Below are 13,461 nucleotides of genomic sequence, written 5' to 3'. Positions count from 1 at the left end.
GCCTCCGGCTCGGTTGTTCTCTGCGTGCTTACTCGTACATGCGGATCGAGGCGGGGTCGATGCCGTCGCCCTCGGTGAAGGTCACCTTGTTGCCGAACGTCGTCAGCACGTTGTTCGCGTACGGGACGACCGACACCGACGTGTACAGGGCCTTCTCGGCGTCGCCCCAGTCCGCGCATCCTTCGGCGCCCGGCTTCGACGAGGCGGCCGTGACGGCGGCCGTGTAGGCGTCGTCCGCCACCGACGCGAAGTTCGTGCCGTCGGGCGGGGTCGGTCCGGAGTAGAACGGCACCAGCATGCTCGGCAGCGAGACGCCCAGCGGAGCAGCGGAGACGTCCCAGTCGCCGGAGGCGAAGAGGGTCTCGCTCAGGGTGGGTGCATCGACGGTCTTGATCGTCACGTCGACACCGAGCTTCTTCCACGATGCCTGCATGAGCTCCGCCGCGGCGCTGCCGCCGTCGCCGAGCGTCGTGGGAGTGAGGAGAGTGATCGTCATCGCCGTCCCGTCCTTCTCACGGATGCCGTCGGAGCCGGCCTTCCATCCGGCGGCATCGAGGCCCGCGGCGGCCTTCTCCTCGTCGAAGGCGGGGAGCAGATCGCCGACGACATCGGCCTGGCAGGGGTTCGGCGCGATCGTGACGAGGCTCTTCGCCGCAGTGCCCTGCCCGCTCGTGAGGACCTGGCGGAGCTGGGTGAGGTCGAGTGCTTCCGTGAGGGCCTCACGCACGGCCTGATCGGAGCCGGGGTGGCCGTCCGCCTGGTTGAAGAACAGCTGTCCCGCCGCCAGCGGCAGCTCGGAGACGAACAGCCCGGCGTCCTGGAGGCGCTGGCGATCCGGGCCGATCACGAGTGCCGTGTTGACCTCGCCGGAGAGCACGAGGTTCGCCGCGGTCGTCTCGTTCGGGATGACGCGGTAGACGACCGTGTCGGGAATGCCCGGCTGCTTCGGATCCCAGTCGCCGGGCCCCCAGGTGAAGTCGTCGCGACGGGTCAGGGTGTATTGGCTGTTCGGCACGACCTCGGTGAGCGTGAACATCCCGGTCGCGCCTTCGCCGGCGGCGCGGGCGTCGGCGTCGTCGACGACGTTGCCGCACACGATCGAGATGCTTCCGACGTTCTCCACGAGGAAGGCATCGGGCCGTCCGCTCGTGACGGTGACGATGCCGCTGGCGTCGTCACCGGTCGCGGTGGTTCCCGGCTGCACCTGCACGCCGGCGAGGGGGGAGCCGTTCGCCGGATCGCCGATGAAGGAGATGTTCGCGGCGACGGCGGACGCCGTGAGCGGTGAGCCGTCCTGGCAGGTGATGTCGTCACGCAGCGTGAAGGTCGCCTGCTCCGTCCCGGCTTCCCATTCGGAGGCGAGTCCGGACAGGATCGTCCCGTCGTTCTGCACCTCGACGAGGCGACCGTACAGGTAGCGATCGATCTGTCGGGCCGTGCCGATGACGGTCGTGAACGGGTCGAGCGTGCCCGGGTCGGTGGCGACGGCCGCGGTGAAGGTCTTGCCGTCGGCGAGGACGCCGTCGGGGGTGTCTCCTCCTTCGGGAGGGGCGCTCGCGGCACAGGATGTCAGGGCGAGCGCCGCAACGCCCAGCAGCGCGATCAGCGGGGTACGAGAACGCATCAGAAGCCTCCAGCAGTGTTCGGGATGGTGCAGGTGGATGGTGCAGGAATCAGGTCAGAGGGCGCGCAGGTGCTCGACGGCGGCGAAGCCCGCGCGGCCGATCGAGGCGTCCACCAGAGGCTGCCTGTCGGCGAGGGATGCGGCGCGGGTGAAGACGGCCACTGCGTGCTGCCGGCCGTCGGGATAGGTCACCACGCCGGCCTCGTTGCGCCAGGTGGGCAGCGTGCCGGTCTTCGCCGCGATACGGACACCCGGGGGGAAGCCGGAGCTCAGCCGGTGCGGCCAGATCTGCTGCGCCATGATGTCCCTGGCCTGACGGCACGCCTCGGCCGTCGCCGCGGTGTCGGTCCACAGCGCGTTGAGCAGTGTCGTGACATCCCGCGGGGTGGAGTGCGAGGTCTTGGCCGGATGCACCGCGTCGAGTGCGAGGATCTGTTCGGCGCTCGCCCCCTCGAACAGCTCGTCGAGGTCGCTGTCGGGTGTGCCGCCGAGATCGGAGACGACCGAGGCGAACAGGTCTTCGCAGCACCCCACGAGCCGCGTGTGCCGCAGCCCCAGGTCGCTGATGACCCGGTTCACGGCATCACTCCCGAGCCGGTGGTACACGACGTCGGTGGCGGCGTTGTCGCTCATGGTCATCATGTTCTGCGCGAGGTCGCGCCAACTGGCCTCGACGTCGTCCGAGAACCCGGCGGTGCCCACGCCGCCGATGCGGTAGCGCGCCGTCACGGTGGTCCGCTCGGTCGGGTCGAGTTCCCCGGCGGCAACTGCGCGCACGTAGGCCGTGAGCACGAGGATCTTGAACACCGAGGCGAGCACCACGGGCTCGTCGGCGTCGACGCTCACCTCAGGGCCGCCCTCTGCGCCGATCTCCCGCGCGTGCAGGAACCCGGTCGCGCCGGCCTCCGTGAAGAGCGCCGCCGTGGTGATCATGCGTCGACCCGGCGGTCGGCTCGTCCGGTGTGCAGGTACAGCGCACGTCCGGTGCCGTCGTCGCCGACGAAGGCGTGCGGCATGCGCATTCCGCGTTCCTGCTTGCGGGGGAGCAGCGTGTCGGTCGTCCAGCCGACGAGTTCGACCGGCTCCGGTGCCGGGCCCAGCTCGGCGAAGATCCCCTTCATGGTGCGCTCGAGCCAGATGCGGCCGTCGTCGTCGAGTCGCACGGTCGAGTCCGAGACCGACGACGAATACGTGCCGAGGATGCGGTCCACGTCGACCTCGACCGGCGTCTCCGGGATCGTGGGCAGCGCGGGCATCGTGACCCCGGCCAGCGCCGTGAGCACTCGGGAGGTGATGGCGTGGTAGGCGTCGACCGTCTGCCCGCCGTTCGTGAGGACCGCCACGGCGACCCCCGCGGAGGGAACCATCCGCAGGAACGCGTTCTGCCCGATCGTGCCGCCGTCGTGGCCGATCACGGGTCCGCCCTCCCAGTCGAAGATCTCCCAGCCCAGGCCCCACGCGTCGCCCATCAGGCCGAGCTCGGGGAGATCGACCTGACGCTCCTGCATCGCGCGGACGCTCTCCTCGGACAGGATGCGCGTCCCATCGGGAGCGACGCCGCCGTCCAGGTGCATGCGCGCGTAGCTCACCAGATCATGCGCGGTCATGGCGAGCATCGACCCGGCGGGTGCGTTCGAGCGCACCAGATTCCACACGGGGGCGGCCACCGGCTCGTCGCTGCCCTCGGCCGGGATGTGCCCGAGCGCGGCGCGGAACATGATCGCCTCGGAGGCCGTGGTGGCCACGTGCGTCAGGCCCAGCGGACCGGCGAGGTGGGTGCGCAGCGCCTGGTCGTACGACGTGCCGCGCAGGACCTCGACCATGCGGCCGAGCACCACGAAGGCGGCGTTGTTGTACGAGAAGCGCTCGCCGGGGGTGAAGAGCTGCGGGGCGTCGGCGATCGTCGCGAGGTACTTCTCCACGGCGTCGTCGCCGACCCCGGTGTCGTTGAAGAGGTCGCCCTCGAAGCCGCTCACGTGGCTCAGCAGCTGCCGGGCAGTGATCGTGCTCGCCGCCGCATCGTCGCCGATCGCGAAGGCGGGCACGGTGTCGCGCACCGGGGCGTCAATGTCGAGCAGTCCCTCGTCGACGAGCTGCATGATGAGCGTCGCCGTCCAGGTCTTGGTGATCGAGCCGATCTGGAAGACCGAGTCCACGTCGGCTTCGACACCGGTGTTGCGGTTCAGGATTCCGGCGGCGGTGGTGAAGATCTCACCGTCGGCCAGGATCGCGACGGATGCCGCGGGGATGTGCGCGTCGGCCAGCATCGCGGGAAGGTTCTCCCGCACCCAGCTGCCGATTTCGTTCAGGTCGGACACGTGCGCTCCTCTACATCGAGTGGGTCGTCGCATTCGAGGCGACGGCGATGGGCCGAGACTATTCGCGTGCTCCGCCGGCCCGTTGGTGTCGGGCGACGAGACTTGCGCGGACCTTGGTTCGCCCGGACGAAGGATCGATGCTTCAGGCGTTCCCTCGTACGGGGCGCCCCGGCAGGGCCTCGGTCACGATCTCCCCGGCGTGCACGACGGGGGTGCCGTGCACAAACAGGTGGCGGATGCCCCGCGAGGGCCGGGTCGGGTCGGAGTACGTCGCCCGGTCGGTCAGGGTCGCCGGATCGAGCACCACGATGTCGGCATCGGCTCCGATGGCCAAATGCCCTTTGCCGCGCATGCCCGAGGAGACCTCATCGAGCACCCGCGCGGGCAGGAAGGCGCAGCGGCGGAAGGCTTCGAGCCAGCTCCACGTTCCGCTCTCGACGACCATGAGACGAAGCGACTTCGTGAACGTCCCCGCCGTGCGCGGGTGCGTGTGTCCGCCGGAGGGGAGAGGCCAGTCACGCTGCTCGTACACGGTCCGGCGGTCGGTCTCTGCCCACGAGATCGGCATCGCATCGCTCGCGACGATCGAATCGGGGTAGGCGAGGGCACGGTGCAGGTGCGCGCGATCGAGGGGGTCCGTTTCGTCGAGGAACGTCACGATGCACGCGGCGCCGGGGTCGGTCGCGCGCACCTCGCGCAGCCGGGCCTCGTCGGCGATGCGCTCGCCGGTGTCGACGAGCACCAGAGAGCTCGGGGTGATGCCGAGTCCCTTGAGCTTCTCCGGAGCGAGGAAGAACGCGCCGATCGCGGTACTGCCCGCGCCGTAGGGATAGGCCTCGACCGTCACGCGGGAGCCCGCCGCGCGGCTGCGGTCGAGCAGGGCCAGCACGCGGTCGATGTGGCGCAGCGACGTGCTGTTCACATGGCAGTGGTGCATGGCGGCGCCGGTCTCGGCGGCCGCGCGGACGAGCTCCTCGGACCCGTCGATCGGTGTGCGGGGATCGGCTTCGATCAGCTCGCGCACGTGCGTGAACGTCGGGGCATGCGCGGCCGCGGCCAGCCGGGCGAGCTCCAGGTACTCGTCCGGATCGGAGCGGGGCGCGTAGCCCATGAGCACACCGATTCCGAGGGCGCCGGCACCGAGCTCGCCCTCGAGCAGGCTCAACCAGCGGCGGCGTTCGGCGGGGGAGGAGGCGCGCTGCCACTCGGGCGTGCCGAGCAGGTCCATCGACGCGGCGAAGTCGGCGACGGGCACCCGGTCGAGGTGCGCGTACGCCCGTGCCTGCGACCAGGAGGCGGAGAATCCGTAGTTCAGCGGGCGGCCGTCTGCCGCGGCGCGCGCCAGCGCCTCGGCGATCGGCATGAGGCCCGCTTCGAGGTCGAGTGCGGTGGTGACGCCGTCCATCGCCTGCAGGCGCTGTCCGGCGATCGAGTGCACGTGGCTGTGCAGGTCGACGAAGCCGGGGCCGACGATGAGACCCGTGGCGTCGACGACGTCGGCATCCACCGGTGCCGTGAGTGCATCGCCGACGGCGGCTACCCGTCCCTCTGTGATCAGGAGGTCGGCGATCCGGTCGGATCCGGTCTTCGGGTCGATGACGCGCCCGCCGCGCAGCAGAGTGTCCACGTGGTCACGATGCCATGCTGAGGGAGGCCGTTCCGGTGCAGTCCGACGAAACCGGGTGCACGTTCCCGTGCTCCCGCACAACCGGCGACGCGCGGCGACGGTCGGCGAGAGGTGCGTGCGCGCGTCCCAGCAGACATAATGAAGTGACGATGTGACCGTGCACACGCGAGGAGGCAAGTGATGTCCACCGCCTCCGAGCGTGCGCGGCTGCCCAGCATCCGCGACGTCGCACGGCTCGCGGGAGTCTCCCATCAGACCGTGTCCCGGGTGCTGAACGAGCATCCGAGCATCCGTCCCGAGACGAAGGCCAAGGTCCTCGACGCGATCGCCGTGCTCGACTACCGGCCGAATCTCGCGGCCAGGGCGCTGGTCACCAGCAAGTCGAACATGCTGGGGATCCTCTCGGCGACCATCGGGGAGTTCGGTCCGACGTCATCCATCGCCGGGATCGAGGATGCAGCGCGCGAGGAGGGGTACTCGGTCTCGACCCTGAACCTCCCCGCGACGAGTCCGGAGGCGATCGGCAACGCGGTGCGGCAGCTCTCGCGCGAGCAGGTCGACGGGATCGTGGTGCTCGCGCCGCAGGTGCGGGTGTTCCATGTCCTTCGCGGCATGTCCGTCGACATGCCGTTCGTCACGCTGCAGACGGCATCCGGCTCGGACGGGGTGAGCCTGTCCGCCGACCAGGTCGCCGGTGCCAGAGCGGCGACGGAGCACCTGATCTCGCTCGGTCACAGCGACATCCTGCACCTGGCTGGACCTCAGGACTGGATCGAGGCCGAGTCGCGCATGCGCGGCTACCTCGACGGACTGCGCGAGGCCGATCTGCCCACGTTCCCGCCGATCCGCGGCGACTGGACCGCGGACTTCGGGTACTTCGCGGGCAAGGAGCTCGCCCTCCGCCGCGACTTCACCGCCGTGTTCGCCGCCAACGACCTCATGGCGATCGGGCTGATGCACGGGTTCCGCGACTCGGGGATACGCGTCCCGCACGACGTGAGTGTGATCGGTTTCGACGACATCCCCGTCGCGGCGCATGTGGCGCCGTCGCTCAGCACCGTGCACCAGGACTTCCCCGAGCTCGGGCGCCGAGCCGTGCGCATCCTGCTCGCGCAGATCCGTGGTGAGCAGGTGCCGGAGTTCGGCCCGCTGCAGACGATCCTGCGCGCGCGCGAATCCGCTGCATCACGGTAGCGAAACGAAATCCCGGCGCGGACTTGACAGCGGTCCATCAGAAGACGACGATATATCGATGTGAACGGTCACATTGAAGGTGACCGCACGTCGCGAGGAATGATCCGTGAGCACCACTGCAACGTTGCCGACTGTGTCAGGCCCGATCCTGGAGATGCGCAGCATCACCAAGGAGTTCCCGGGGGTCAAGGCGCTGGCCGATGTCTCCATCACCGTCCGCGCCGGCGAGATCCACGCGATCTGCGGGGAGAACGGCGCCGGGAAGTCGACCCTGATGAAGGTCCTCTCCGGGGTGTATCCGTACGGGACCTACGAGGGCGAGATCCTGCTGTACGGCGAGGAGCAGCGCTTCAAGGACATCGTCGCCAGCGAGCAGGCCGGCATCGCGATCATCCACCAGGAGCTCGCGCTCATCCCCGAGCTCTCGGTCACCGAGAACATCTTCCTCGGCAACGAGATCTCCCGCGGCGGCCGCATCGACTGGCAGGCGCAGAAGGAGCGCACGATCGAGCTCCTCGCCCGCGTCGGGCTGAGTGAGGACCCGGACGCGCAGATCAAGACCCTCGGCGTCGGCAAGCAGCAGCTGATCGAGATCGCGAAGGCGCTCAACAAGGAGGTCAAGCTCCTGATCCTCGACGAGCCGACCGCCGCGCTCAACGAGAACGACTCCCAGCACCTGCTCGACCTGATCCTCGGCCTCAAGGCCAAGGGCATCGCGTCGATCATGATCAGCCACAAGCTCAACGAGATCGAGCAGATCGCCGATGAGATCACGATCATCCGCGACGGCCGCACGGTCGAGACGCTCGACATCTCCCGCGGCGAGATCAACGAGGACCGCATCATCCGCGGCATGGTCGGCCGCTCGCTCGAGAGCCGCTACCCCGACCGCACGCCCGAGATCGGCGAGGTGTTCTTCGAGGTCAAGGACTGGTGGGTGCAGCATCCGACCGTCCCGGAACGCATGGTCGTCAAGGGCTCGAACATCAACGTCCGCCGCGGCGAGGTCGTCGGCATCGCCGGGCTCATGGGCGCCGGGCGCACCGAGTTCGCCATGAGCATCTTCGGTCGCTCCTACGGCACCTTCCTCTCCGGCACCCTGATCAAGGACGGCCAGGAGGTCGCGCTCCACGACGTGTCATCCGCGATCAAGCACGGCCTGGCGTACGTCAGCGAGGACCGCAAGGTGCTCGGGCTCAACCTGCTCGACACCATCAAGCGCTCGGTCGTCGCCGCCAAGCTCTCCAAGATCGCCAAGCGCGGCGTCGTCGATGCGCGCGCCGAGTTCGCCGTGGCGGAGGACTACCGCAAGGCCCTGCGCATCAAGACGCCCTCGGTCGAGGAGGGGGTCGGCAAGCTGTCCGGCGGAAACCAGCAGAAGGTCGTGCTGGCGAAGTGGATGTTCACCGACCCCGACCTGCTGATCCTCGACGAGCCGACCCGCGGTATCGACGTCGGAGCGAAGTACGAGATCTACGCGATCATCAACCAGCTCGCGGCACAGGGCAAGGGCGTCATCGTCATCTCCAGCGAGCTGCCCGAGCTGCTCGGCATCTCCGACCGCATCTACACCGTCTTCGAAGGTCGGGTCACCGACTGCATCCCGGCCGACCAGGCGACACCCGAGGACCTCATGCGCAGCATGACCTCGACGAACCAGAAAGCATCCGCATGACCACCGACACCACCGCAACGAAGCGCGGCTTCCACTTCAAGGACATCACGAAGATGTTCGGGGGCGGCCAGTCGACCCTCCGCCAGTTCGGCATCCTCGGCAGCCTCGTCGTGATCCTGGTCGTCTTCCAGGTGCTGACCTGGATCTTCAAGGGCACCGGCCTCACGCTCTCGTCCGGCAACCTGATCAACGTCGTCAACCAGTACTCGTACATCCTGATCCTCGCGATCGGCATGGTGATGGTCATCATCATGGGTCACATCGACCTGTCGGTCGGCTCGGTCGCGGCGTTCACCGGCATCGTGGTCGCGAAGGCGATGGCCGACTGGAATCTCCCCTGGCCGCTCGGCGTGCTCCTCGGCCTCGGCGTCGGCGTGCTCGTCGGTGCCTGGCAAGGGTTCTGGGTGGCGTATGTCGGGGTACCGGCGTTCATCGTGACGCTGGCGGGCATGCTGTTCTTCCGCGGAGCGAACCAGTGGGTCGGCGACTCGCAGTCGATCCCGGTGCCGCAGGGCTTCAAGGTCATCGGTGCCGGCTACCTGCCCGAGCTGTCGTTCATCCCCGTGCCGTTCAACGTCTTCACCATGCTGCTCGCCCTGCTCGGCGTCGCGTGGATCGTCTTCTGGGAGATCCGCACCCGTCGCATCCAGCACAAGATGGGTGCCGACATGGCACCGCTGTGGGTGAGCGTCACCAAGGTCGTGCTGATCTCGGTCGTGATCCTCATCGCGGGATGGCTGTTCGCCACCGGCCGTGAGGGCACCAGCTTCCCGATCTCGGGCATCATCCTGCTCGCGCTCGTCATCCTCTACTCCTTCATCACGAACAACACCGTGTTCGGTCGCCACATCTACGCGGTCGGCGGCAACCGCCAAGCCGCGCGCCTGTCGGGTGTGAAGGACCGCTGGGTCGACTTCTTCGTGATGATGAACATGTCGGTGCTCGCCTCGCTGGCCGGCATGATCTACGTCGCCAGGGCCACGGCCTCGGGGCCGCAGGACGGCAACGGCTGGGAGCTGGATGCGATCGCCTCGGTCTTCATCGGTGGCGCGGCGGTCTCGGGCGGTATCGGAACCGTGATCGGCTCGATCATCGGTGGTCTCGTGATGGCGTTCCTGAACAACGGTCTCGCGCTGCTGGGCGCCGGTGCCGACGTCGTCTCGATGATCAAGGGCCTCGTGCTCCTGTTCGCCGTCGGTGTCGACGTCTGGAACAAGCAGCAGGGTCGCCCGTCGATCACCGGCTTCCTCACGCGTCGCTTCGGCCGCAAGGAGGATCCGATGACCGACACCTTCGATCCGAAGGCGAACTACCCCACCAACCAGAAGTACGAAGCCCCCGCCGTCGACGAGACGCGCGGATAGTAGGGGTCTCACTGCGCACGCACACGCGTCGAGACCTACACACACCAGAGAAAGAGATCACATGAAGAAGATGCTTCTTACGGCGACAGCGATCGTCGCCGTGGGCGCTTTCGCCCTCACCGGCTGCTCCTCGGAGCGTGGCGGAGACACCGGCGCCGATGGTGGCGACGAGGCGGCAGCAGGCTTCGCCGCCGACGCCACGATCGGTGTCGCCCTCCCGGACAAGACCTCGGAGAACTGGGTCCTCGCCGGTCAGCTGTTCACCGACGGACTCAAGAAGGCCGGGTTCAAGGCCGACGTGCAGTACGCGCCGGCCAGCAACACGGTCGCCGAGCAGCAGAACCAGATCCAGGCGATGGTCACCGGTGGCGCCAAGGTCATCATCATCGGCGCCAAGGACGGCAAGCAGCTCGCGACGCAGGTCGAGGCCGCTCGCGACGCCGGTGTCGCCGTCATCGCGTACGACCGTCTGATCGAGAACACGGAGGCCGTCGACTACTACGTCGCGTTCGACAACTTCGAGGTCGGCAAGCTCCAGGGTCAGGCTCTGCTCGACGGTCTCGCCGAGCGTGCGGGCCACGAGGCTCCGTACAACATCGAGCTGTTCTCGGGCTCGCCGGATGACGCGAACTCCGCGGTGTTCTTCAACGGCGCCATGGAGGTCCTCCAGCCGAAGATCGACGACGGCACCCTGAAGGTCGTCTCGGGTCAGACCGAGATCGCCCAGACGGCGACCGAGGGCTGGAAGGCCGAGAACGCGCAGCGCCGTATGGACTCGATCCTCACGTCGACCTACAGCTCTGAGGCGCTCGACGGCGTCCTGTCCCCGAACGACACGCTCGCTCGCGCCATCATCACCTCGGTGCAGGGTGCGGGCAAGGATGTCCCGGTCGTCACCGGCCAGGACTCCGAGGTCGAGTCGGTGAAGTCGATCATGGAGGGCATCCAGTACTCCACGATCAACAAGGACACCACGCTCCTCGTCGAGCAGTCGATCAAGATGGTCGGCCAGCTCCAGAAGGGCGAAGAGGTCGACGTGAACGACGAAGAGCAGTACGACAACGGCGTGAAGGTCGTTCCCGCGTTCCTGCTGCCGCCGGTCATCGTCACGAAGGAGAACGCGGCCGAGGCGTACGCCAACGTCCCGAGCCTCCTCGAGATCGTGAAGTCGTACCAGTAATACCGCAGCATCCTCGGGCCGTCCGGACCTTCGGGTTCGGGCGGCCCGTTCGCTGTGTCCCGCTTCCGGTCGCCGTTTCCTGCTACCGAGTGTCACCGTTCAGAACGGAGCGGGCACTGTTGAATCGGTGAACGTCACCGTGTTCTGGGGAGGCGGTCGATCGACGTATGAGCGTCCGGTTGGACTCGTCCACTCCAGCACGCCGCCCGCACGCTGTTCGACGTGCCAGGGGGAGTGGTGTTTGAGCATGTGATGTCGTCGGCAGAATGCGGCGAGATTCATATCAGCAGTCGCGCCCCCGGTCGAAGCCGCGTGATTGTGGTCGAGATCGCACTTCCGTGCCCCGATCCCGCACCCGGGGAACCGGCACCGCTGATCCCGCGCGCGAAGATGTCGCCGCAACTGCTCGCTCGGCCGGTAGCGGTCCACCGCGAGCAGCGCGCCGGAGATCGGATGCGTCAGCACGCGATCCCAACCCATGGCCGAGCCGGCCAGCCTGCGGGCGGTCGTGATGTCGATCGGCATCGTGCCGTCGAGCAGGGCGGGCGGCAGGGTTGGCGGCGAGGTGGACGGCGAGGTGGAGTCACCGGGGCGCCCGCATCCCGCATCGCCGGGCGTGCGCACGAAAGCGGCGGCATCTGGAGCCTTCCGGTCATCGTCCATCAGTGACATCACCGGAACCGAGACTTCGACGCGGGCGCGGATCTCGCCGAGCAGCCCGTCGGTCGTGTCGTGTCCTGCGGGGGTTCCCGTAAGCAGGAGGTCGGCGAGCAGGTCGGCACGCAACTGGTCGATCGTGCGCTCGTCTGCCGGAGGGGCATCGGGGCCGGCATCTCTCGCCGCGTGGGCATTGTCTTTCTTCACCGCGTGCGCCATCTGCGAGAGCCGGTCGAACATGCCGTGGATGAGCGCGGCCGGGCCGCGGGTGGCGAGCTCGGCCATCCCGTCGTCGAGATCTCTCGCCCACACGCGGCGGCCCTTGCGGGCCTCGCGGTGCCGTTCGCTGACCGTGCGCTCCTGGAACCGTTCGGCCAGGCGCCGTGCGAGCCGTCGCAGCCGGTTCGGGGACTCGGTCTCGGCGATCGCCACCGCCTCGGCGGCGTAGGCCCGCCGGTCGGCGGCATCGTCGAGGTGGGCGCCCGCGTCGACGATCACCCGCGCATGAGCGCCACTGATGCGCCCCGCGCCCTGTGCCTCCCACACCGAAGGGAAGCGCTCGACGAGCCAGGAGGCGTCGGCCATCCGCCGCTCGATCGTGCGGTCGCTGAGATGCTGCGCGGCGCCGATCTCGGTCGCCACCGTGCGGATCGCCATGTCGCCATGATCGGGATGCGCGGCCTCGCGGGCGATGTCGATCGCCAGGCGACCGGCCATCGCGAGCATGCCGTCTCGGGCCGCGTGCATGCTGCTCAGAGTCGCCTCGGCCGCCTCGAGCGACGCCACCAGATCGGCGAGCATCGCCATCTGGGAGTCGGTCGCGTGGAGCAGTGCGGTCATGACTTCAGTCCATCACAGACCACCGACATTCGAAACTATGTTCACCGGGATGCCGGCATCCGATTAGGTCCTTGTCTTCGCCCGTTGTCTCCGCCCGTCCGGCCGGGCCCCGTCGGGCTGAGCGCTAATCCCAGATGGGGTCGTCGGGGTCGGGGGAGTCCGTGCCGTCGGCGTCGGTCATGATGCGTGCGTCGGCGATCCACGACGTCAGCGAAGCGTCGTGCAGCATGTGCGGTCGCGGTGCGCCGAGCAGATCGGGGTTCGTCACGACGTCCAGCGGCGCATCACTCGCGAAGACGACGACGTTGCCGAGTGGTCCTTCGTCGTCGTTCGGTTCCGCGTCGAGAACCACGGCGACGTGATCGAACACCGAGCGCAGCGTGGCCGCCTGTCGCCGCGAGTACTCGAACGGATGCCCGTCGAGCAGGTTCACCGCCACGACGCCGTCTGCGGCGGAGCGCGCGGCGACCCGGCGGTAGAACTCCTGACTGGCCACCCGATGTCGGATGACGGCGGCATCCCAGAGATCGACGACGGTGAAGCGCGCACCCGCCCACTCGTCCGGAAGCTCCGCGTCGGCGACCGCTCGCGCATCGCCGAAGATGACCCGCAGATCGGCGCCGGCGGGCAGGGGCAGTGCCGCGACCACCGCTTCGTAGAGAGCGGGCTCGAACTCGACCACGAGCTGGGGTGATCCGGCACGCGTGGCCTCGACATAGCGCGCCAGCGTGAGTGCTCCGGCTCCCAGATGCACGGTGAGCAGCGGTGCACCGGGCTCGGCCGCGGCATCCATCGCCCTGGCGATGTGCCGGGTGTAGGCGTATTCGAGTTCGGTGGGATCCGTCATCGACACGACGGACTGCGGAATCCCGTCGACGCTGAGCTCGTAGCGACCTGGTCGCCTTCGCGATTGCACCAGCTTCGCCTTGCGATCGTCGAGCATGAGCGAGAACACCCGGCGTTTACTTGGCACCCGTCGATT

The 13,461-nt window shown here is 68.3% G+C and carries 10 protein-coding genes; 4 read left to right on the top strand and 6 right to left on the bottom strand.

Annotation, left to right across the window (positions count from 1 at the left end; all coding sequences use genetic code 11):
* Nucleotides 1–28: 28 nt before the first annotated feature.
* The 4 genes from CQ034_RS10070 to CQ034_RS10055 form a co-directional block, all read right to left on the bottom strand.
* Nucleotides 29–1,624, bottom strand: a complete 1,596-nt coding sequence (locus CQ034_RS10070) for an ABC transporter substrate-binding protein (RefSeq protein ID WP_105710926.1) — start codon at nt 1,622–1,624, stop codon at nt 29–31.
* Between the two features lie 54 nt (nt 1,625–1,678).
* Nucleotides 1,679–2,557 carry a serine hydrolase gene (locus CQ034_RS10065; RefSeq protein ID WP_105710925.1) on the bottom strand — a complete coding sequence of 293 codons (879 nt, stop codon included), beginning with the start codon at nt 2,555–2,557 and terminating at the stop codon, nt 1,679–1,681.
* Nucleotides 2,554–3,942, bottom strand: a complete 1,389-nt coding sequence (locus tag CQ034_RS10060) for a serine hydrolase (protein WP_029262614.1) — start codon at nt 3,940–3,942, stop codon at nt 2,554–2,556. Before CQ034_RS10060 ends, CQ034_RS10065 begins: the two co-directional genes overlap by 4 nt.
* Nucleotides 3,943–4,084: 142 nt before the next feature.
* A complete protein-coding gene (locus CQ034_RS10055; protein WP_105710924.1) occupies nt 4,085–5,569 on the bottom strand; it encodes an amidohydrolase family protein in 1,485 nt (494 codons plus the stop codon).
* A 180-nt stretch (nt 5,570–5,749) separates the two neighbouring features.
* Between CQ034_RS10055 and CQ034_RS10050 the strand changes: the two genes are divergently transcribed.
* From CQ034_RS10050 to CQ034_RS10035, 4 genes are all read left to right on the top strand, one after another.
* The gene (locus tag CQ034_RS10050; protein ID WP_105710923.1) at nt 5,750–6,763 is read left to right on the top strand and encodes a LacI family DNA-binding transcriptional regulator; all 1,014 of its coding nucleotides are present in this window, start codon (nt 5,750–5,752) and stop codon (nt 6,761–6,763) included.
* 154 nt (nt 6,764–6,917) lie between these two features.
* Nucleotides 6,918–8,438, top strand: a complete 1,521-nt coding sequence (mmsA, locus tag CQ034_RS10045) for a multiple monosaccharide ABC transporter ATP-binding protein (RefSeq protein ID WP_308737266.1) — start codon at nt 6,918–6,920, stop codon at nt 8,436–8,438.
* Complete coding sequence (gene mmsB, locus CQ034_RS10040) at nt 8,435–9,802, top strand: multiple monosaccharide ABC transporter permease (RefSeq protein ID WP_105710921.1); 1,368 nt, start codon at nt 8,435–8,437, stop codon at nt 9,800–9,802. The genes mmsA and mmsB overlap by 4 nt, the downstream gene beginning before the upstream one ends.
* 61 nt (nt 9,803–9,863) lie before the next feature.
* Nucleotides 9,864–10,982: a sugar-binding protein gene (locus CQ034_RS10035; RefSeq protein WP_105710920.1), complete on the top strand. Its 1,119-nt coding sequence runs from the start codon at nt 9,864–9,866 to the stop codon at nt 10,980–10,982.
* 99 nt (nt 10,983–11,081) lie between these two features.
* On the opposite strand, the gene CQ034_RS10030 is transcribed toward CQ034_RS10035, so the two are convergent.
* Nucleotides 11,082–12,479, bottom strand: a complete 1,398-nt coding sequence (locus tag CQ034_RS10030) for an HNH endonuclease signature motif containing protein (RefSeq protein ID WP_105710919.1) — start codon at nt 12,477–12,479, stop codon at nt 11,082–11,084.
* Nucleotides 12,480–12,603: 124 nt separating this feature from the next.
* A complete protein-coding gene (locus tag CQ034_RS10025; RefSeq protein WP_146114829.1) occupies nt 12,604–13,452 on the bottom strand; it encodes a spermidine synthase in 849 nt (282 codons plus the stop codon).
* Nucleotides 13,453–13,461: the final 9 nt, after the last annotated feature.

Origin of the sequence: Microbacterium sp. MYb45 (assembly GCF_002979655.1) — a bacterium.
GTDB lineage: Bacteria > Actinomycetota > Actinomycetes > Actinomycetales > Microbacteriaceae > Microbacterium.
Note: the sequence above shows the minus strand (reverse complement) of the source record. Positions and strands in the feature narration are given on the sequence as shown.

What these genes read in the sequence shown, in the direction of transcription:
- CQ034_RS10070 (WP_105710926.1), bottom strand. Translation starts at nt 1,624, where the DNA reads ATGCGTTCTCGTACCCCGCTGATCGCGCTGCTGGGCGTTGCGGCGCTC.
- CQ034_RS10065 (WP_105710925.1), bottom strand. Translation starts at nt 2,557, where the DNA reads ATGATCACCACGGCGGCGCTCTTCACGGAGGCCGGCGCGACCGGGTTC.
- CQ034_RS10050 (WP_105710923.1), top strand. Translation starts at nt 5,750, where the DNA reads ATGTCCACCGCCTCCGAGCGTGCGCGGCTGCCCAGCATCCGCGACGTC.
- mmsA (WP_308737266.1), top strand. Translation starts at nt 6,918, where the DNA reads ATGCGCAGCATCACCAAGGAGTTCCCGGGGGTCAAGGCGCTGGCCGAT.
- mmsB (WP_105710921.1), top strand. Translation starts at nt 8,435, where the DNA reads ATGACCACCGACACCACCGCAACGAAGCGCGGCTTCCACTTCAAGGAC.
- CQ034_RS10035 (WP_105710920.1), top strand. Translation starts at nt 9,864, where the DNA reads ATGAAGAAGATGCTTCTTACGGCGACAGCGATCGTCGCCGTGGGCGCT.
- CQ034_RS10030 (WP_105710919.1), bottom strand. Translation starts at nt 12,479, where the DNA reads ATGACCGCACTGCTCCACGCGACCGACTCCCAGATGGCGATGCTCGCC.